Here is a 21,014-nt window from a genome sequence, read left to right on the forward strand (position 1 = left end):
GCGCGTCATTCTGGATGGTGTCGACGCAGGCGCGCGGCGTGCCGCGGGTGCGAACGTCTCGCTGAACTTCGATTTCAACTCACGGAAGGAATTGGGCTAGCACACCTGACCGGCCTCCTCGCGGATTCGGCGAACTGGATGCTGGACAATCTCGCGCACGACTACGATCACCGGTCACAGTCGCCGGAATGACCGCGCTCTGCAGACTGAAAGCGCCGAGACTAGCGGACGAGATCTCCCGCCGCAGAAACCCGCATCAGTTCAAGCCCAACGCCTTGAACGCCGCAGTCTTAGGATCACCGAAGAACACCGGATCGACGTGCTCCATCACGTCGGCAGTCACTTCAAGAAACGACCGTTTGCTCTCGAGCGGAATGAGCGCTCGCTTAGCTCCGTTATCCATTGCTACTTGCAGTGGCTCAACCAGCGTGCGCACAGCCTTGATGTTGCCTTGGATACTGAGATCACCAAGAATAAGCATAGCGGGCGCCGTCGGCGCCTTCTTCAACGCCGATACACACGCGACAAAGAACCCGACACCGATCTCCCCTTCGACGCGGTTTCCGAGCAAATCGATCACCTCGACGTGAAAATCCGTAACGTCAAATTCTCGCGCGAGCCCAAGCTCGGCCTTCTTGCTCATGAGATAGCCGAACGCTCGTGTGATCGATTCTTTAGTGCCACCAGAGACGCCGCCGGCAGCCCGCAACTTTCCCGAGCCTGACGAGAGCGATACTTCAATTCGGAACATGCCGACCGTCCCGTCGCTTCCTACACTGGCGGTGTAGGCGCAGCCGGGCGCCAGCGGATCAGATGAAATCGCGTGCCTGCCGCCCTGCTCGGGCACGCCCACAAAGCGTTCTTCGCCGGTGTCGAGCGGCATGTAGCTGAATGAGGTGTGATAATACTCGAACGAGCCCATTTTCTTGAGCTGCTCTTTAACGCGCCGGCGTCCTTCCAGAGCCAGTTCAAGAATCTCAGCGACCTCGGCCTCGGACACCACACCGTGCGGGTACATAATCTTCATCAACCCGGACACCGTCTTTCGCACCGCTTTGCGGTCTCGCGCATTCAAATGTGCGCCAAGTGAAAAGTGCCGATCAATGATCTCCGTGTAGTTGTGCTTCCGCAGTTCGCGGAGAGCCTCGGCCAAGTAATCAACCACAAAGCCATAGTGGTCCGTGAACAGGTCCTGCCGCATCTTCGGCACTTCCCAACCAGGCAGATAGAAGTGCAGCCGATCAATGAACGCCATGTCGTTGCGGATCACTTCTGGCATCGGTTCAAACAAGTGACTCTGCTGCACCATGACGTCGATGGGTTGGTTTGTGTTGCCGAACATAGCAATGCTCGCTTCGCCGGCAGCAGCTTCTTGTCCGCGCTGGAAGGTGCCGGACTCGCAATACGTTTTCATCGTGGTGATGACTTCTTTGGGCATCTTTTCGAGGTCGGCCACCTCATCGAAGCCTACCACATCCCATATCTGCACGACCCCTTTGCTGCGTCCACCCATGTGGCCGAACAGGTTGGCGACCGTGGTTGGTCCGGTGAGCAGCGCAGCGTACGGAGACACTTCTTGAATGACGTAGCTCTTTCCGGTGCCGCGCGGGCCAAGCTCCACAAGGTTGAAGTTGCGTTCTGTCAAGGGGATCAGACGCACGACAAATAAAAGCTTCAGCCGACGCGACATCGCTGCCGGCTCATATCCCATGCTGCGAACGATGAGATCGAGCCACTCGTCGCTGGAGAAGGCCGCGCGTGCTGTTTGATACTCCGCGAGATCAAAAGCCGCGATTTGGATCGGGGTCAGCTTGTCGATCCAGAAAGGGTTTTTTCCCCGAGTCTCCTCATCATACTCAAAGCGGAGATCGAGCTGCGCCCAGACGCCGCCCGTCAACAGGCGCTCATAGTCACGAACATACTGGTTCGGAATATGAATGAACTTGTTGCCGAAATTGCTGCCCTCGGCCCAATAGTCGGAGTCCACCAGCCGCACCTTCACCTTGTCGATGAAGCTATAGCGTCCCTTCTCTTTGACCTTGCTCTGCGCCTTGATGGACTCGTCCGGTCGAATGTAGTTGTCCGCCAGCGTCTGGTTGACCACCTGCAAACCTAGTTGGATCGCAGTCTCGTCCGAGGACGCGCAGTACTTGCCAAGCAAAAATTCGAGTACGAACACCGGCACGTTAGCGCCGACCTTCACCTTGCGGACTAGGTCCTTACGAACGACCTTGCCGGCAAAGACGGCGTTCGCCTTGTCGTCCAAGCTGTCGCGGATCGGGGCGCTCGACATGTTAGACTCCAAGACGGACCGGTAGTGGCTTCGAAGAGCTATAGAGCACTGCGTCGCTATCGGCGTCCAAAACCTGAATCTGAAGATTTTCGGCGTCTTCGTTCGTAAGCCTGAATGCCACTGTCGCTTCAGTCTTCGGCTTTAGCAGGACCCTGCCACCTTCGGCATCTGCTCCGACGACCGCCATAACAACAGCCCCAGGCTTGTTCTCGAAAAGCGCGATGGGACGAACGGCTCTCTGCTCTTCAAACATGTTAGCGGTTCCGCCACCACCCAAGCTAATTTTCACGACAAAGATGCGGTTCGTCACTGCGTCCTCGTGACTCACAGTCACCACGTTCTTCTCCAGCTTCACCTCAGCGGAGCCAGTCAATCGGAACGTGAGCACCGGAATGACAAGCTCCTGAAGCGATGCGCCTCCGTGGTGGTAAGCTAGATCACCGCCAGAGCGAAAAACCGCCGCGCCGCGGGGGACAACCACATCGAGGTCGGTCGCGTAACCAAGCCTGGCCCCCGGAATGCGGATCGAGCCCGGCGGTGTCGTCCCTCCGCGACCTATCCAACAGCGCCGGTGCAGGTCGGCGGTTTGTCCGCCCGGCGCGTCGCAGCGCATAGATTCCGGCAGGTCCTCAGCGAAATGCAGGAAGCCATGGTCGGCGGTCACAACGAACTGTTCTACCCCAGCATCGCCCAACCTGCGGATCGCTCGGGCGAGATCTTCGACGACATTCTCCATCACACGCCGCGCATAGAGCGAATTGCCTTCGCCAGCGGCGTCGATTTCGGTTGATCGGACAAACACAAGGCTCGCGCCTTCCACCTTTCCCTTCAACCGCTTCGCGCCCAGCTGGATGACCTCATCGAGTGTGATGTCCACAAGGTCCGGGCGGTGGGTTTTGAGATAGCGCTGCCGTGCAGTTAGGTCCGGCAAGAACACGCCCTCGACCGTGGCGCCAAATTTGGCGCCACGGTTCGCAATCGAGAACGAGGCCGAAGCGCCTGGAAGAAGCGCAGCCATGCCGATGGGCGTGATGCTTGGAAGCGCCGCGATAGCCGGTCGGATTGTACCTTCGACGCCCTTCATCCGGGCGAGCAGCTCACGGCCCATCTCATAGCGCATGGCGTCCACTGCAAACACGGCGACCGGTGTGGGACGAGATGCAACAATTTCGGGCCAGATCCGCGTCTGGTGGAGCACTTCGGGGACTGTCCAATCCGTGGACTCGAGTGCGTTTGCAAAGCCCACATTCATGCGCTGGACGGCGTCGTCGTAGACCGCGCGCACCTTGGCTTTCGCACGTTCGTCGATGTGGTCATCGACGAGGTGAAGAATAGTCTCAAGTTTCCTTTGAGCGTGATCGAGCGTAAACCAGCCGTCTTGATCGGCGGTGTAGCGCTCAACCCATTTCCTCGGGTTCCCATTTCCTCTGGCGATGGTGCTGACAGTTGCTTCGGCCGCCTCGCCGACTTCAATCATGCGTTGGCAGATTTGCCAGACTTGCACGCGCTCGACATTGCGTTCGATCCAAAAACTGCGCTGTCGCGTCTTGATGATCGCACGCGCCGCCGCGAATTGACCTTTTGCGATACGCTCGAAGCACTCAACACTCACTGCGCGCTCTTCGAACGCGAACGTATCGACGGCGCCCAGATGCGCGCCGGAAACAGACTCCTCGGAGAACCCAAGGTCGCCCGCGACCTGCTCGGCCATCTTGACATAGTTCTCAGCGTGACGTTCTCGCAGACGCTTGGCGATTTCTCGGACAAGGTGTTCTTGATCGCCCGCCGCGGTGGGGATCTCGCCGAGCGCTTGTGCGGCGTCCGGCGTCAGGCAGGCGCCAGGCGCCAAATCAGAACGAAACTCATTGGCCAGAACGAAACGACCGACAATGGCTCGCAGTCGGCGCGAGGGGGCTTCAGCGGGCGACGCAATTCCAAGTTTTGCTTCCAGCAAGCCTCGAAGTTCACCGGTCGCGCCCTTCGCCTCAATCTCCGTGTCCTGCTCATCACTGGCGAGCCAGACCGTGAGGATCGATGCCGTGTCCGTCTCGCGGAACACGCTCTTCAGCAACGAACCACCGCCGCCATTCGCGTCGATCTGCGCTAGACGCGCGTAGTCGGCATAGGTCAGCGCGTCAGACCGCAGCATGTCGTCGATGGCGGTTTCGTGAAAGCGTTGTTTTAGCACGTGGCGCGTCATCAATTTCAACGGCTGCGGGGCGTAGAGCTTCCCCGCCTTCTCAAGCTCCGCCAGCAGAGACATTTTTGGCTCGTGGCGCATCCCCGGAAGATAGATCAAAAGCTCCGGCGCAATCGGACCAGCGACCAACTCTTCGACCGCAAAGCGAGTCTTGAGAAACGAGCCGTCGCACACATGCAGCTTGGGTCGCGCGGCACCGACAGTGACATCGATCAGATCGCCAGTTCGTCCTTCGACAAGTTCATCAAAGAACGACGTCAGCTGACGCTTCTCGTCATAGATGACGACGATCTTGCGCTCCCGGACTTGTTCACCGATCAGTCGGCCGATGTGTTCGTGCAGCGGGTGCATCATCGCCCTCTATTGGCCCCGTCGCCGACGCTGGCTCACGTCCGGCGCCTCGATCAAGCTCTTCAGCGCCGCTTTAACGGCGGGAGAAGCGCGACCCGCGATCAATGACTCCACGGTCTGCGTCGGCGCGGGGCGCTGCTTCCACTTACCATCAGCGTCCTGAAACCAGAACACGTCTTCCAGGTCGTGCGCGATGGCGAGACTACGGTCTTCGGCGCACTTCAGCACAACCCGTTCTGGCCAGAGGTGCATGGCGAGGCGCGCCCAGTCGTAGCCGCCGGCGACCAGCTTTTCCCAAACGCCTTTCACTTCCTTCTGCCAAGAGCGCGTCGCGGAAAAGAGACGCCAAAGCGGCGCAGCATTGATGACGACGCCATCGTCGAGTTCGGGCGCCCAAAGTGGCGCGACCCTCGCGACTTCGTCATGCAAAACCTGCAGCTCTTCAACGAAGGTTTGCTGCGTGGCGATGGCGCGGGAGGCAGCGGCGGTGGGGTTGGCGCCTCCGTCAGCGCGCAGGATGTCGAGCTGGCGGCGTTCGTGGATTAGTTTGGGGGCGACGTAGTCATTCTGCACCCGCAGCAGCGTGTCGCGCGTGAACGCATGAATGTAAATCCAGACGGAATATCCGCCAGAAGCAGTAGCGAGCCGCCAGTAGATCGGCGCTTTGCGCCGGCTTTTGGAATAGCGCTTTATGTGCTCCGTGAACGCATCCTTTCTGAGCCACAACCTGTAGTCATCGGCGTTGGTCGACCCGCTAAGGCCGCGCGTGATCCTCTCGCTTCCAAGCGCAAGATCCATGCGGGCAAAAATCGCCTCACCAATCGCCGCAATGTCGTCAGAGTGACCGAACTCGTCGACTAAGATACCGCCGTTAGGGCGGAATGGCAGCTGGCCGTCGGGAACCATACCGGGCGAGCGCTTTGGCAGTGGATCGAACGGACTAGGCTCTACCGGCAAGCCTCGCTCCCCCGTCGCCAGACGAATATCAAAGCGGCCAAAAGCGACCCCTAATATCCAAGAAAAAAGTGCCGGTCGTGAGGCCTCCGATTCTTGCTCTCCCTCCTCCCCGTCATCGTCCGCATCATCTGCTTCTGCAGCACCCTCCGCGTCACTTGCCTCAACATCTGTCTCGTCGCGCGATGCACCCCTATCGGACCAGCGATGAAGAGCACCGACCTCTTCGTCTGTGAGTCCGTAGTGCCTGGCCACGACGCTATCTGTTGCGGCCTGAATGTCTGCAAAGGACTCACCGAGCGCGCGTCTCACGAGCGCTGCTGGAAGGACAAACGCATCCGTTGTCTCCAGCGTCGATGCCTGAGCCCTTGCCAAGGTCCAGCCGCGCCGCGCGATGGGCGCAAGTTCCGAAACCAGAGCGTCAGACATCGGCGGAATGGGGGTCCCCTCGATTATCCCGACCTCGTACGATCTTGCAACGCCACCCCTGCCGGTGGGTTCAGCCGCAGAAAGCTGAACCTCGACAAGGTGCTGGAACACCTTGCTCATGCAGATGGCAAGCAACGCCAACGTGGCATCCAGCAAATGCCGATCACGCGGGAAGATTGATGGGCCCTTATCGGCAAAAACACAGCCGGCATTGAGAACGCGCATCGAGAGTGGGCTTTTCGTCCTCCTGGTCCACGTCAAGCCCGGGCTGAAGTGAGGGTCATTGCGATGCAGAACGAAGTCGATGTTATCTCGAAGATACGGATACTTTGCTTCCAACTCGGCGGCGATCTCATGAGCGCCGTTCCGCCACGCCACAACCAGATGGATGTCGCCCCAGTACGGCGAATATGCTCCGCCCTTGGCTAGAGAAAACCACTTGTCAGATTCCACACAGGCGACCTCCCACGCGGTTCGAATGTACCTCCCATCGTTTTTTGTTGACGCACCAAGACGAACTTCAAACTGATCTCCTACCGTCGAGTTTTCCCGGAACAAGCGCAACACGAACGGCTCGATCCAATAGGCGAACGGCGCGCCGGGAATGCGCTTGAACTGCGCTGTCTGCACATAGTAGGCGTCGGTAGATGTGCGCCCTGTGATGCCAGCAAAGAGAACTTCTTGCTTGTGGTCGCGAGTGCTCAACGTCCGGTACACTCTACAACGACCGAGATCGTTGCCCGCCTCCAGACAGTAAGCGGCCGCCTCCAACAGCGCAGCATCCATCACCCCTAGGCCAAGATCAGCGATCACGACCGGCGGTGCTGCCTTCAGCACGACGTCCTCTCGCCATCGCTGAAAGCTCGACAGAAAAAACCCAGTTCTTGATGTGATGGCACCGATGCGACCACGATATTCGAGCAGCTGCGTCCCACGCTCAACGAACGCGGCGTAAATGTCGTTCTTGGTTTTGGGATATGCGCGTTCAAACGCAGCTTTAGCGTGCATTGCTCCGGCACCAAAAGGTGGATTCATGAGCACTGCGTCGAAGCGCTGCCGCAGCACGTCCGCGAGCGCGAACCCCTGCACGGCATCTTCAGCAAAGAGCCGGCGCCGCGCGCTCTTCCCGTTTGTCGCGGACGTTGCGTATTCGGAGAGCGCAAAAAAAACCAGTTTTTCCGCTCTCGACCAAAAGTCGTCCACCGCGCCATGCACAAACCGTGCGAGCGCTTCTGATTTGGCTCCATCGAGAGCAAACGCAGTGCCGCGAAAGATCGGCTGCCGTTCCTCCCACTCGGTGCGGCCCTTTTCGATTGCGCCCGCGAGTTCTTGCTCAATCTTCAACAGCGATCCCATCTCGCCAGCGAGCTGCATGCTGTCCCAAACGGTCCCCACGAGCATAGCAAGCGCACTCGCCATCTGTTCGGTTGTCTGCACGGCTCGGTCAGGCGGCACGTCGAGAGCGCGGCGAATAAGGCTTTCGAGGCGGTCCTGCTTTAGCTCGGCAAGAAACTCAGCGAGCATGTCCTTTTCGCCGGGCATCGGCTCCGCGATCACGATGTTCGAACGCCGGATCGCCGGGCGATCCGCCCGTGAGATGCCGAGTCCGTCAAAAGCCCGTTGCGCCCGCATCCACAGCGCGAGCTGAGCGATCTGTGCGCAGCGCGGGTCGATGTCGACGCCGAACAAGTTGTGCGCGAGGATGAGACTTGGCAGCGTCCGTCGCAGCGCTCCTAAGTCCGGATAATCCTCACGCAACGTACGCCCGGTGATCTCCGAGGCTGGCGATCCCTCGTCGCCCCAAGCCTCCTCATACATCTCAAGATAAAGGCCAAACACGTACAGCAGGAAGTGCCCAGATCCGCATGCCGGATCGAGCGTGCGCATGTCGCGAGGATCCTTCTTGGCTCTGTGCGGCACACGGATCGGCCGTCGCCACAGCTCGTCTTGGCTCATGCCGTCAGGAATGATGTCGGGTGCGACCTCCTCACCTTCTGCGGCGAAGCTCTCTCCGGGCTGACGCACCATGTACTCGCAAAGCTCACCCAGCCGCGTTGCGCCCTTGCGCATCTCGTACCAGATGCGGCCGAGCGTGTTGTCCGAAAGAAACTGCACCACGTAGTGTGGCGTGAAGAATTGATTGCGGATCGCCAACTCGCGGCTGTTTCGCGGCGCCTGGCTTTCCTCGCGCATCTTGCGGCGCTCTTCGCCTGAATTGAAGTACTGGTAGATCCAGCCGATGGTCTCGTCCTGACCCCAGACTTCTTTCAGCTCCTCAGCATTGAGAATTTCGAGGAGCTGCTCGAACGTGCCGCGCCTTGGCCAAACAACGGCCGCCGGATCGCGACGGTCAAAGAGAACCTTCACCTCTGTCGAGAGCTCGTCGAAAATGCATTCGATGTAGAGGCGATAGCCGGCGCCATCCGGCGTCTTTACCGCGGGCGCGAGTCCACAAAACTCTGCGAACCCTGACGAAGCCTCGCCACGCGTGACGCATTCCTGCACGAGCCCACGCGCTTCCAACATCTTCAACGCGGCAAAGCGGTTGAGCGCAGTGAAGGCAGCATCGCGCACATAGTCCTGCACCGCGTCTTTCGGCGTCATACCCGAGGCGCGCTTGTGCTCTACGGCGGCCACGATCTTGGCGCGGTCATAGTACTGACGCTCGTTCAGATGGGCGCCTCCGCGCTCCGCAACGCGTCCATCCGGGCGCACGTCAAAAGTTGCGTCGAGCTGCTCGGCGAAATCTTCTGTCAGAAGTCGTCTTGCGCGTTGCGTCGCCCGTTCGATGGCGCTTCTTGTTTCCTTGTCCACGGCGCGTCTACCTCACGAGCACTTTCTTGCCCGCCCCGATAAGGCGGGCGAGTTCCTCTCTGATGCCCGAGAGCGCCTGGTCCAATTGCTCTTCGGTCTCGATGCCGCCGGCGAAAAATTGCGATACCGACACTGTGGCCAACCGCTCACCTTCGAGAATTTGATGCACCTTCTCGATGGCAGCTACGAGCCGGTGTCCGGCCAGTTCGGTCTCCGACCGCATATGGCGGATCGATTGATTGTTGACGGTCGGATCAGCCCAATGGCTTAGCGGGGCGGCAATGTCGGTTCTTTGGGCCTCGTCCAGCCGCTCCCAACCGGGCGTAGCGTGCAGATGGGCAACCGCACCGGCATAGGCTTCGACGCGTCCGTCGAGCGCCGCCTTGTAACGACGCGCATACTCAGTGGCGACAGTTAGCGTATTCTTTTCAATCGCAGCAAACTCCCGAAAGAACGTCTCGCGCTTGAGAAGGTCGTCCAAGGTTGCGCCAGAGGTCAGCACCGCGGCATCAATGTCGACCTCTTCGCTCAGCGCAGGCATGCGCACGAGCGCCTCCCGAGCCTTATGCACGGCCTGCAACGCCGGCTCCGTCAACGCTTGGCTAAGTTCGCCAGAGCGCTGGATCGCTTCCTTGATACCTAGATACGATGCATTGAATCCGAGGATCGCCGCATCCTGCGTACCGCGCCGGATTGAACGCATTTCGCTGAGCGCCGTCTCAAGCATCTCGGCGCCAGGCAGCTTGTTCGCCCTTAATGTCGCCAACGCGCTGTCGACGGCCTCTTCCCGTCGCTCAACTGCTGTTCGGATCTCTTCGGCAATTGGCCCCTGCGCCAGCTCCTTCGCTTCTTCCCCGAAGGTCTCCTTGAATCGCGCCGCTGCATCAACGATGACATCAAAGTCGATGCCTTTCTTCGGTCGGAAGCTCGATGATCGGAAGAGGTTGTTGTTCGAGAAGCAATCTCGCGCCGCATCGCTTGTCGCGGTGTCAAAGGGTTGTCCTTTTACCACGCCATCGATGACGCCCGCCCGCAGGAGCGACAATGTAAGCAATCGCACGACATCGACGTCCCAGCCGAAAGGCGCCTTGAGAAACTGATCCTCTAACGTCTTGCCGGTTGCGATCTGCCCGTAACTGGCGCGACTGTCGATAAGCGCGGCGATCTCCGACAACGGGTTCGCGTCAGTTCGGAATACCTTCTTTCCTTGCTGCTCCTTAAGCAGCGCTAGTTGTGAAAACACCGCCGGAAGCCCGGCAAGATTTTCCGCCGTGAGCAGCGCCTCGATGCCCTTCGCGACATCTGTTTTCTTCGCAGAGGCCTCGGTGTGTCGATCATACACAAGTGGAAGCGCCTGTCCGAGAACGCTCTCTACCGCCTTGCCAACATCCGCCACGCCGGGCTCAGGAGCGCGCTCATTCCCTCTGAAGTAAGCGCGGCCAGCAAGAACGGCCGCGCGCATCCGGCGCGTGAGTTCCCGACGGTGATTGCTCAGGCGCGCCTTCTCCTCGGCGACCAACGATGTTTCTTCGGCGCTCTGCGCGCCTCGCGACTTTTGTTTAATGATCTCATCGGAACGGAACGTCTCGATAAGATCGCGCCTGAGGTCCTCATCCAGGGCGGCAACCCAGAACACGCCCGCAGGATCCGTCTGGCTGCGATTACGGGCCTGTTCCGCTGTTGCCGCCAGCCCAGCTGGATCGTCCGCGAGTTCAAAATGGACCGTGAGATCTCCAACCTCCTCCGAATTACCTGCAATCGTTAGGCCGGCGCGAAAGTTCTTGGCATCGCCCAGCGTGTGCGATGGTTGCGGCCGCCAGAAATCTGCGATTATCCCCGCGATCAAACGCTTCTCGTCAGCGGGCTTCAGCGTGATGGCCGCGCGCGTCTGATCCCAATCATCTTCCGCTGGCGTAGGGATCTTGTAGCCGCCGCTGTCCGACCGAATGAGGTACGCCTTCTCCAGCGCCAACAAGGCTTCGCGCACTTCGGTCAAGCGCGAGTCTCCCTCGACGCTGTCGATTAGCGTGGCTGCGATATTCTCGGCCGTTCGGTGGACGGTCTTCACAAACTGCAAAAGGCAGATTGCCTTTGCCACTGACTGCGCGAGTGGGTGCGAGACCTTTGCTGGGATCGTCGCGATCTTGGCCCGCACCTGGCTGTCAATGTTGCCCTCAATGAGGTCGTAGATGCGGTCTATGCTGACCAGAGTCCCCACCGCTTTAGATGCGATGTCGGTTTGGGGATTGATCAAGAGCTGCTGAGCAAGCTTGATAATCGTGCGATTGGCCCCGCCCACATGTCGGCTAGCTCCACCCTGCATGCGCAGCCCAGACACAATGTCGATCACTAGACCGATCTGATATGGCAGCAGCGGGTAGAGATCGATGAACGCCTGTCGCGTCAAAGGGGCGAGCGTGATGTCGGCTGTGAGCCGCGTATTCACCTCCAGACGAGCGCGGTTGCTGTCGAACAGTTTTCCGAGCTGCTTCTCCGCGTCGGCATTCTTTGCGAGAACCCGCCGGCTCGTGACCTCGGCGATGTCGGATGGTTCCAAGTGAACCTGCAAGGGGAAGCGATCCATGAGCCGGGCAAGTTCAACCCTCCTGTCGTCGAGACCGGACACAAGTTCAGTCAACCGCTCCTGCGAAGTCACAACGACCCAGTGTTTTCCGCGCCCCTTCACGCCCAGTTGCTGCACGATAGCCTGTAGGTCGAGCATCTTCTGAACGTCGCGCGCGATGAACTGCCCGACTTCGTCCGCGACGAACATCAGCGACTGCCCCGGACGGCGTCGACTCATCAATGACACCACGCGATCCGCGAACATTCCAGTGTGTAGATCGATCTTCGGCCGTCCTCGCGCCCACGAATCTGCCAGTGGATATGTCGCTGGATCAAGTTGATGCAGCACCGCGGAGGCCTCATTGCTCGCAAAAATTGGAGTGCGCTTCTGCTCATCCCAAGGTTTGCTGTGGCGAGCAAGAAACGCGGCCTTGAATGCGTCGAGCTTGCCCTGATCTTCTAACCCAATCTCCAACTCTGCTAGGTCGATGTCGCGCGAATAGCCAAGACTCTCAAGAAAGAGCCGATACATGATCTCGGTGAGCATCTGATTTCCCGACCGGATTCCACGGTCCGTCGAGACGTCGAAAATCACCGTGTGCGTGGGAATTTTCTCACCGATGAGGTTGAGCACGACTCCCATTTTTTTATCGCCGACGCGCGCCGAAAAACGTTCGGATGCGGGCGTGCCCAATATTTCCCGATTCTGAATCGAGAGGCCCAACAATTTGGCGAAGGACGATTTGCCTGAGCCAAAAAACCCGGACACCCAAACTGCCGCGCCCTCGTGCGCCTTCCGTGGCGTCTCCTCGTAGCGTTCAAGCACCTCCAAGAAGTGGCCCTTGATTGCATCGGTCACGACATACTCATCGATCTCCGAGGCGATGATGTCCTCATCAGTCTGATCGACTTTGATCACCTCTTCGATACGGCGGTGAATGTCACTCGCGAAGAGTCTTGCTATCTGCGACAAGGCGCGCTCCTCAGAATATCTTTGGTCTGTAATTGTGCTCGGCATCAAGGATGCCCATGAAACGCAGCCCCGCCGGACCATCCAAATGCCCCGGATAAAGCAACACAGTGGGCGCAAGCACCCGCCCTTTGAGCTGCTCCAGCAGCGAGAAAGTCCGATAGACGGGAAACAAAGAGCCCGTTCGTTCGATGAGAACCACGTCCTTAAGCGGGTCGGCTGAGGGCGGCATACGCGCCGCTACGAGATCCACAAGAGGAACGAGGTCGCTGAGAACGTTGCCGATTGTCTCTATTGCCTCGGTTGCACCTGCAGAACGCTCAGCTTCGAACCAATCGTCCAAAGGACGCACTTGTTGAAGAGCGTCCTCAAGACACGCGGCAAGCGAGATCGTCGTCACGCGCTTCCCGCGCTGCGTCAGGCGCGTGGTGAGCTTGCCGACTTCATCGCGCAATTCAAACTCTTCGTCAGGGTCGTAGCGAAACAACGCGTACGGCATGTCGTGATAGACGCTAATGCGTTCGCGTGGATCCAACGCCCCTAGAATTGGTTCGAGGTCATTGCGCAGGCGCTGCCTAAAGTCGCTCATGCTCGGTAGCCCTTAGCGAAGGATTCGATTGAGCGATGCTTGGATTCAAGGGCGACCAAGCTTCCTGCAACATCATACGTAAGCCGCTTATACTGATGCAGCCGCAGAAGAAGGGCATGCACCTCCGCTGGCCCGAGCATCGCGAGTCGCCACAGCAGACTCGTAGAAACTTTGCTGAAGCTGCCCTCAACCTGAGCGATGAATACGACGTAGAACAACGCTACTTCGTCGCTCAGGGGGGTTACCGCGAACGCGTGGTTAGATTTGTTGCCCTGAAGCAAACCCAGGTCACGAGCCCCTTTTATAAGTCCTGTCGCTGTGCGTTCGAAGCTGTATCGGGTCGGCTCCTTAGTCCTAGCCATTTCTTTCCAAAGAGCGGCGAGAAAAGGATGCAGGTCGATGCTCCTCACCTGGTATCGCCCACGAACGTACTCTCCGAAAAGCCACTCGGTGACAAAGCTCCGGAAAGGCTGCTCCGTGGCGCCGATCAGGAGCCTGAGACAATCGCGCCACTCGTGGAATGGCATGCCCTGCTTCGCCAAGAGCAAGACCGGCGAAGCCGCTTCGATTGCGCGAAAACGCCGTCTCAACGTCGCTTTGACGGCGCCCTCGAGAGACATCGACCGAAATTGCCCCGCGAGGCTGCTCTCGAAGTTGTCATCGAACGATTTCTGATCGTTCCAGAGACGCGCCATTCGAAACGATTCATCGACGAGCATGCCGACAGTGACAAGGCGCGTGGACCACTCCGGCGCGGGGATCATGGCGCAGCCTCAGCGTAAGGCACGACAAGCTCGCCGATGCCGCCCAAGCCAAAGCCTAACGCAAGCAATGCAACCGCATTCCGCGAGCCGTCGAAGGAATCTCGAATCGCGACAGAACGTCCTTCGGCACACTTGCTCAGCCGCGTCGCTTTGCGGACCAGCGTCTGATCGATGAGATCAACTGCTGCCAGATTTGCTGACAGATCGGGCGCCGTCATACCCGCAACACGGTCAAAGAATGGCGCCCAATCGCTCGCCACGTCGCCCCACAAATCCCAGCGTTCATTGAAGGCCTCCTCAATGCTCGGCGTGAGGCTCCAAAGCGTCACGCGCTTCGCTGCCGGAAATACCTCGCTGCAGCGCGAGCTGGCCGCGAACATCGTGGCGCGCAGCTGTGCGAAATGGTGCGTCCGAGGCAACCCTCGCGAGAAGACAAATGCTCCTCGCTGACTCAGCTGTCCGGACGTGTTCCACCATTGAGCAACATCCATCTCGCCGGTGCGAGCCACCACAGCTCGGACTTTCAACAGCCAATCGAGATCGTCACCAGTCATGGAAGCCCAACACCCGCCCACCTGTTGATATGACCACTTCCATTCAGGGAGCGGCTCCGAATCCGTGCGGCGACTATAACCGAAATGAAGCGCGCGCTCGCCTGGCGGTGCTCCAGCTCCTCGTCCGATGCCGCTCTAGCCGGATCACGTTAGTGCGCTGGAATTACAGGCTTCTCGAGCCCCTTTCTACTTTGAGGCGCTCGAAGATGTCGGCCTCTGTCTTGGCGAAGGTGACTTCCCAGCCTACTTTCGATGAACAGCCCGCCTCAACTAGGCGCTAAACAGCAAGCTTGATCATCCTTCACCTCATCGGCTGCGCCGCGATCCAGGCGCGAAGATCCTCCGATGGAATTAGCGTTCGGCTTCCGAGTTTGATCGCCCGCAGTCTTCGCTCCGCGATAGCCTTGTAGAGCGTCGTTTTGCCGATGCCCAACGCCGTCGCAGCTTCTTTGAGATTGTAAGTCAGTTTCTCGACGGGCAGAGCAACTCGCTCCGGCGGTGGCGGCGGCACGCTCTGCACCTCCGGCACCAGAGTCTCCGGCGTCTTAAGCGGTTCAGCCGCTATCTGCTCGAACAAATCAATTGCGGATCGCAGGTGCTGACAGAGTGCGAATATCCGCGCGTCGCGCGCCTTCATCTGCGCCACCTGAAATGCGCCTAAACCTCTCATCGCTCATGCTCCAGTCTTCGGTCGACCGGCTCGTTGGCGAGACGGCGACTTCCCTCCGACGAGAGAAGAGCACGAAGCAACTATGAGTGCGCCAAAGAGAACGTCCGCGCGTGGCAAGTCGCAGCCTGATTGCCGTTCACGACCACCCCGTAAAAGTTTTACACGTTCGGCAGGCGTTCACGGCATTTTGCCGGAAGTTTTACAGGCTAAGTGCTTGTAAAGATGGTGGGCGCGACAGGGATCGAACCTGTGACCCCCACGATGTCAACGTGGTGCTCTCCCGCTGAGCTACGCGCCCGATTACCTGCGAACAGGTCCTGCGTTGGGTGGAGGGCCTATACAGGCCCCATTCGGATTCCTCAAGCCGCCGCGATCACTCGTTCGATCTCGACCACCAAGTCCTTCAAATGGAAGGGCTTGGAGAGGACCTTCGCGTCCTTCGGCGCCTGGCTTTGAGCCGAAAGCGCCACCGCCGCGAAGCCGGTGATGAAAACGATCTTCATGGCCGGATCGGCCTCGGCGCCCCGGCGCGCAAGCTCAATACCGTCCAGACCCGGCATGACGATGTCGGTCAGCAGCAGGTCGAATGAGGCATGTTCAAGCGCTTCCCAGGCGGCGTCGCCATCGCCATAACCGGCGACGTCGTGCCCGGCGCGCGTAAGGCTCGACACCAGGAACGCCCGGAGTGAGTCATCATCTTCGGCTAGTAGAATTCGCGCCATTCGCCAGCAGCTCCGGAACTTCCGGCCCCTTTCAACCGGTAACGCCTAGCACACACCTGGTAAAGGCCGCCTGAACCGCCACACACAGCCGGTAAACAGGCGTAAAGATTGACGCGGCAGTAAGCGACGCGAACAATAACAGCGCATGAACCCGACCGACCTCGGCTCAAACACGGCGCCGGCCGCTGCGGATGGCGAACGCCACGCGGAGGCGCAGGCGGAGCCGCCGTTCGTATTGATTGAGCCGCTCCGGCGGACCGCCCCCCTGATCTTCGCCTCCCCGCACAGCGGCCGGCGCTATCCACCAGAGCTTTTGGCCGACGCGCGCGTCAGCCTCATCAGTCTGCGCCGCTCAGAGGATGCCTACGTCGACGAATTGTTCGCCGGCGCCGCCGCTCATGGCGCGTCTGTGCTCTCCGGTACGATCGCCCGCGCTTATGTCGACCTCAACCGCGATCCGGCCGAGCTCGATCCGGAGATGTTCGACGAACGGCCACCGCCCTCGCCGCACACCAATTCCGCGCGTGTGCAGGCAGGCCTCGGCGCCATTCCCCGCATCAGCGGCGATGGTCAGGCCATTTACCGGCGCAAGCTTTCGCTGAGCGAAGCGGACCGACGAATCAACGCCGTGCATCGCCCCTATCACGCGCTGCTGCAGAACCTAGTTGCAGAGACCAAAGAGCTGTTCGGATGCGCCGTTCTCATCGATTGCCATTCGATGCCGAACAACGCGCGCGGCGCGCATGCGCCCGATGTCGTGCTCGGCGACCGCTTCGGCGCGTCCTGCCACCCTTCAGTGACCGCGCTTGCCGAAGCGACGCTGCGGCGGTTGGGCTATCGCGTGGCGCGGAACACACCATTCGCTGGCGGTCACACGACCCAGACATACGGCCGGCCCGCGACAAGCGTTCATGCACTGCAGATTGAGATCAATCGCGGGCTTTACGTCGATGAACGCACCCTCGAGCGCACCAACGGTTACGCACGCGTGCGCGCCGACATGACTCGCCTGGCCGAAGCTCTCAGCGCCGCCGCGTTACACAAGAGCTTGGCCTAGATCACGTCGCCGCTTGCATGCTTGTGAGAGCATGGAACGCGCAGATCAGCGAAAGCACCAATCCTGAAAGCAGGACGAGCAGTATCAGCACGATCGTGTAGACTATCGACTTGATCCATGCACCACTTAAGGTATCCGCAATCACGCCGCGCGCGCCGCGCAACGTCGTCAAAAAATACGCAAGCACCACGATCGCGGGCGAAATCCAGACCAACGCAAACATGTTCGGCAAAGCCATTGTCGGCAGCAACAGCAAGCCAACGACCGTGCCCGCAGTCAGCACGCCCATCGCAATGTTGAGCCGGCTTGGCCAGGAAAGCTGCGGTCGAAACCAGCCAAGAGCGAAGACGCTGAGCGATGTGAAGAGCGTCAGCAAGATGGACTGAAGAAAGCCAAATGCGTTGGCGTAGTGACTGATGAACGTTGGCAGATCACCACCGGCGGCACGCTCGAAGATTTCGCGGGAAGCAGGATCCATCGCTGCGAACTGGCGCGTGAGCATGCCTTCCCAGCCGCCCACAGGGCCGAGATCAGCACTTGCAAACCGACAAGACCGAACACGAGCCGCAAAGCAGGCGTGTAGCTGTGGCGATCACGATTGGCGTACGATTCAAAAACGCGCCGCGGCCGCAAAAAACAAATCGCGCACCGTCTTGAGGGATCGGAAATTGAAGCCGAACGCGTCCTCGACAGCGTCGTTCAGTTCTTCGCGTTTACTCGGTTCGGTCACAGATCCCCCTCTACCGCTAGCTAGCCTGCGGTCGTACCCGCGCCCAAAGAAAAAACCGCCGGGCTGTGAGGCCCGGCGGCGAAAGGTAAAATAGGGAGGAAACGCCCGATAGGGCGGGAGCGGGATCGCGAAACCCCGCAACGCCATAAACTTATTTCGCAACGCAGCATTTTGCAAGGTGAACCGAACGTCACGTTTTTGTAAACTCATATAAAGATCTGATTTAATTTGATTTTTTAGCTCACCATCCCATATTGCACGTGCTAACATGCATACCCGCATGGGTCCTGCATAAGGAATCTCCAGGTCTGCCGTTGAAGCAGGCGCCTATCGCGGGCAGAAGCCTGCCCTTCCCGTCTGAAAGCCCAGAATTATGGCCGAGCGCCTCCGCAACCTCGCGATCATCGCCCACGTCGACCATGGCAAGACCACTTTGGTCGACCAACTGCTTACCCAGGGCGGCGCCTTCCGCGCCAACGAAGCCCGGCAAGAGCGCGCCATGGATTCCAACGATCAAGAGCGTGAGCGCGGCATTACCATTCTCGCAAAATGCACTTCGATCCTCTGGGACAAGGACGGCGAAGAATATCGCCTGAACATCGTCGACACGCCCGGCCACGCCGATTTCGGCGGCGAAGTCGAACGTATCCTCGGCATGGTTGATGGTTGCGTGATCCTGGTCGACGCCAGCGAAGGCGTGATGCCGCAAACCAAGTTCGTGCTGTCGAAAGCGCTTGCGCGCGGTCTGAAGCCGATGGTCGTTCTGAACAAGGTTGACCGCCCGAGCGCCAATCCAGACCAGGCGCTGAATGAGATCTTCGAACTTTTCCTCGCGCTCGGCGCCAGCGACGAACAAGCCGATTTCCCGATCCTCTACGCGTCCGGCAAAGAAGGATGGGCAAAGACGGAAATGAGCGGCGAGAACAAGGATCTCACGCCCCTCTTCGAACTTATCGTCCGCCACGTACCTGAGCCCGAGCCGATCACGCGCAAGGACGAGCCGTTCGCGTTCCTCGTCACCATGCTCGACTCTGACCACTTCCTAGGCCGCGTTCTCACGGGCCGCGTCGAAAGCGGTCGCGTGAAGGTTGGCGACAGCGTCAAATCGCTTGGTCGTGACGGCAAGGAAATCGAGCGCGGCCGCCTTACCAAGCTGCTCTCTTTCCGCGGCCTGAAGCGCGTGCCCGTCGATAGCGCGGAAGCTGGCGACATCATCGCCATTGCCGGCCTTACCGACACCACCGTCGCCGACACGATCGGCGCCATCGATCTTGCTGCGCCACTGCCCTCGACGCCGATCGATCCGCCAACGCTCGCGATCACGGTTTCGATCAACGATTCACCGCTCGCCGGCCGCGCCGGTGACAAAGTGCAGAGCCGCGTCATTCGCGCCCGCTTACTGGCGGAAGCGGAATCGAACGTCGCCATTCGCGTCACCGAAACCGCAAACAAGGACGCCTACGAAGTTGCCGGCCGCGGCGAACTTCAACTCGGCGTGCTCGTCGAAACCATGCGCCGCGAAGGCTTCGAGCTCTCGCTCTCGCGCCCGAAAGTGCTAACGCGCAGCGAGAACGGCCAGACGCTAGAGCCGGTGGAAGAAGTCGTCATCGATGTGGACGACGAATACACCGGCGTCGTCATCGAGAAGATGAGCATCCGCAAAGGCGAGCTGCAGGACATGCGCCCCTCGGGCGGCGGCAAAACTCGCCTGGTCATGCTGGCGCCGTCGCGCGGCATGGTCGGTTATCACGGCGAATTCCTCACGGACACGCGTGGCTCGGGCGTCATGAACCGCCTCTTCCACTCGTGGGCGCCGTGGAAGGGTGAAATTCCGGGCCGGCGCAATGGCGCGTTGATCTCAAACGACAAGGGTCAATCGACTGCCTACGCGCTGTGGAATCTCGAAGAGCGCGGCCAGATGTTCATCGCCGACGGCGAAGATGTCTATGAGGGCATGATCATCGGCGAGAACAGCCGCGGCGAAGATCTCGACGTGAACCCGCTCAAGGGCAAGAAACTCACCAACGTCCGCGCATCCGGTAAGGATGAATCCATCCGCCTCACCCCGCCGCGCCGCCTCACGCTCGAGCAAGCCATGGCTTGGATCGAGGATGACGAACTGGTTGAAGTCACGCCTGCCGCCATCCGCATCCGCAAAGCCCACCTCGATCCAAACGAGCGCAAGAAGGCTCAGCGCGCGAAGGAAGCCGGCTGACGTCTACGCGTTAACGCTGCTCTTCTGGCGCCGGCACGTGTACGCCGCGGCGCCATACCACGCGCCGTTGCGGCAGCTGTGCTCGAACGTCCACCGGTTGTGGACACGTGTATTCCACTTCTCGCATCTGATCGGCGCCAGTAACCTCGGTGCCGTAGCAGCCCATTGGCGTAAGCACCGCATTCGCCGCCGCGCCCCACCACAAGATGCCAAGCGAGCGATCATTAGCGTAAATGGTCATGTTCTCGGCCATCAATAGGCCAAGGGCGCGCGGCTGGCCGCGAACCACAAGCACACGCTGCGTGCGATCGTGAAACCATATCTGAAAGCGCTGATCGCCGACGAAGACATCGGCATCTGGCATTCCGGCAGGATAGGTGAAGGTTCTCTGGGTCGAAGCACAAGCGCCTAGCGCGAACAGGGCAACAAATAGGAACGCACGCATCTTCATCTTCGGCTCCGTATGAGACGAATAAGTCCCGCCTGAAGATGCACCACAAAGGGCAAGGCCATGTCGAAACCGTGGCCCCGGCGCGTTTACCAAAGCACGTGGCGCCGAAACGGGGCACAAATCGCCTGGCGCGCGCCTCGCATGCTCAACAAAAGCTTACGACGGAACAATTCGCGTCACAGAAGCGTGGCACGGTCCGTGCTCTCCAACTGCGCATAAGGCGGGCCCATGGGGGACACCGCCATGAACAAGGGCGCACACCTATGGCTAACGCCATCGACCTCCATGTCGGCAAACGGCTTCGCCGCCGTCGCCGTCTCTTGGGCCTCACCCAGCAACAACTGGCTGAGTCCATCGGCATCCGCTTTCAACAAATCCAGAAGTACGAATGCGGCGCCAACCGCGTGACGGCTTCTCGCCTGTACGAACTCGCCGTCGCGCTGAACGTGCCGGTGAACTACTTCTTCGAAGGCCTCCAGCAAGTTGCAGCTCCGGCAACGCCTGGCGCGCCTGCGAACGATCGCGATCTGATCGCGGCCGACGTTCTTTCGCAGAAGGAAACGCTGGAACTCATCCGCGCTTATTACAAACTCGGTGAACGTCCGCGTCGCCGCCTCCTCGATCTCGCGAAGGCGCTGCAAGACGAATCCACCGACGCGGCCTAACCGCCGCCTCGGTTTGGGGGA

Annotated in this window: 15 protein-coding genes and 1 tRNA gene; 3 read left to right on the plus strand and 13 right to left on the minus strand. The window is 59.7% G+C overall.

The genetic code is table 11. The features are described from left to right. Nucleotides 1-256 precede the first annotated feature (256 nt). The 10 genes from brxL to cpdR form a co-directional block, all read right to left on the minus strand. Nucleotides 257-2,293, minus strand: a complete 2,037-nt coding sequence (gene brxL, locus ATE48_RS09180; RefSeq protein ID WP_066770453.1) for a protease Lon-related BREX system protein BrxL — start codon at nt 2,291-2,293, stop codon at nt 257-259. 1 nt (nt 2,294) lies between these two features. Next, nucleotides 2,295-4,847: a PglZ domain-containing protein gene (locus tag ATE48_RS09185; RefSeq protein ID WP_083197254.1), complete on the minus strand. Its 2,553-nt coding sequence runs from the start codon at nt 4,845-4,847 to the stop codon at nt 2,295-2,297. A gap of 6 nt (nt 4,848-4,853) precedes the next feature. Continuing rightward, complete coding sequence (gene pglX, locus ATE48_RS09190; RefSeq protein ID WP_066770454.1) at nt 4,854-9,041, minus strand: BREX-1 system adenine-specific DNA-methyltransferase PglX; 4,188 nt, start codon at nt 9,039-9,041, stop codon at nt 4,854-4,856. Between the two features lie 7 nt (nt 9,042-9,048). Continuing rightward, nucleotides 9,049-12,579: a BREX system P-loop protein BrxC gene (brxC, locus tag ATE48_RS09195; RefSeq protein ID WP_066770455.1), complete on the minus strand. Its 3,531-nt coding sequence runs from the start codon at nt 12,577-12,579 to the stop codon at nt 9,049-9,051. A 10-nt stretch (nt 12,580-12,589) separates the two neighbouring features. Beyond that, nucleotides 12,590-13,165 carry a BREX protein BrxB domain-containing protein gene (locus ATE48_RS09200; RefSeq protein WP_066770456.1) on the minus strand — a complete coding sequence of 192 codons (576 nt, stop codon included), beginning with the start codon at nt 13,163-13,165 and terminating at the stop codon, nt 12,590-12,592. Then, entirely contained in the window at nt 13,162-13,929 is a 768-nt protein-coding gene (locus ATE48_RS09205) for a BrxA family protein (protein ID WP_066770459.1), read from the minus strand. Before ATE48_RS09205 ends, ATE48_RS09200 begins: the two co-directional genes overlap by 4 nt. Then, nucleotides 13,926-14,483 carry a BrxE family protein gene (locus ATE48_RS09210; RefSeq protein ID WP_066770461.1) on the minus strand — a complete coding sequence of 186 codons (558 nt, stop codon included), beginning with the start codon at nt 14,481-14,483 and terminating at the stop codon, nt 13,926-13,928. The genes ATE48_RS09205 and ATE48_RS09210 overlap by 4 nt, the downstream gene beginning before the upstream one ends. Before the next feature lie 301 nt (nt 14,484-14,784). Then, entirely contained in the window at nt 14,785-15,153 is a 369-nt protein-coding gene (locus ATE48_RS19410) for a helix-turn-helix domain-containing protein (RefSeq protein ID WP_228126876.1), read from the minus strand. 223 nt (nt 15,154-15,376) lie between these two features. Then, nucleotides 15,377-15,451, minus strand: a tRNA-Val gene (locus ATE48_RS09220). A 61-nt stretch (nt 15,452-15,512) separates the two neighbouring features. Further along, a complete protein-coding gene (gene cpdR / locus ATE48_RS09225; protein ID WP_066770463.1) occupies nt 15,513-15,875 on the minus strand; it encodes a cell cycle two-component system response regulator CpdR in 363 nt (120 codons plus the stop codon). Nucleotides 15,876-16,020: 145 nt separating this feature from the next. Here cpdR and ATE48_RS09230 point away from each other — a divergent pair, with 145 nt between their 5' ends. Next, a complete protein-coding gene (locus ATE48_RS09230; RefSeq protein ID WP_083197257.1) occupies nt 16,021-16,932 on the plus strand; it encodes an N-formylglutamate amidohydrolase in 912 nt (303 codons plus the stop codon). 1 nt (nt 16,933) lies between these two features. Here ATE48_RS09230 and ATE48_RS09235 read toward each other — a convergent pair whose 3' ends face one another. Together ATE48_RS09235 and ATE48_RS19745 are read right to left on the minus strand one after the other, a co-directional pair. Beyond that, nucleotides 16,934-17,434: a hypothetical protein gene (locus tag ATE48_RS09235; protein ID WP_156767697.1), complete on the minus strand. Its 501-nt coding sequence runs from the start codon at nt 17,432-17,434 to the stop codon at nt 16,934-16,936. 108 nt (nt 17,435-17,542) lie between these two features. Beyond that, nucleotides 17,543-17,932, minus strand: coding sequence for a hypothetical protein (locus ATE48_RS19745; protein ID WP_156767698.1), 390 nt, complete (start codon nt 17,930-17,932; stop codon nt 17,543-17,545). Nucleotides 17,933-18,035: 103 nt separating this feature from the next. On the opposite strand from ATE48_RS19745, the gene typA reads away from it, so the two are divergent. Further along, nucleotides 18,036-19,877 (plus strand): translational GTPase TypA, encoded by a 1,842-nt coding sequence (typA, locus tag ATE48_RS09240; protein ID WP_066770475.1) that lies wholly within the window; start codon nt 18,036-18,038, stop codon nt 19,875-19,877. Between the two features lie 10 nt (nt 19,878-19,887). Here typA and ATE48_RS09245 read toward each other — a convergent pair whose 3' ends face one another. Then, nucleotides 19,888-20,328, minus strand: coding sequence for a hypothetical protein (locus tag ATE48_RS09245; protein ID WP_066770477.1), 441 nt, complete (start codon nt 20,326-20,328; stop codon nt 19,888-19,890). Nucleotides 20,329-20,591: 263 nt separating this feature from the next. Here ATE48_RS09245 and ATE48_RS09250 point away from each other — a divergent pair, with 263 nt between their 5' ends. Next, nucleotides 20,592-20,993 carry a helix-turn-helix domain-containing protein gene (locus ATE48_RS09250; protein ID WP_066770479.1) on the plus strand — a complete coding sequence of 134 codons (402 nt, stop codon included), beginning with the start codon at nt 20,592-20,594 and terminating at the stop codon, nt 20,991-20,993. The last annotated feature ends 21 nt before the right edge of the window (nt 20,994-21,014 follow it).

The organism is Candidatus Viadribacter manganicus, assembly GCF_001679665.1.
In the GTDB taxonomy this organism is placed as follows: Bacteria; Pseudomonadota; Alphaproteobacteria; order Caulobacterales; family Aquidulcibacteraceae; genus Vitreimonas; species Vitreimonas manganica.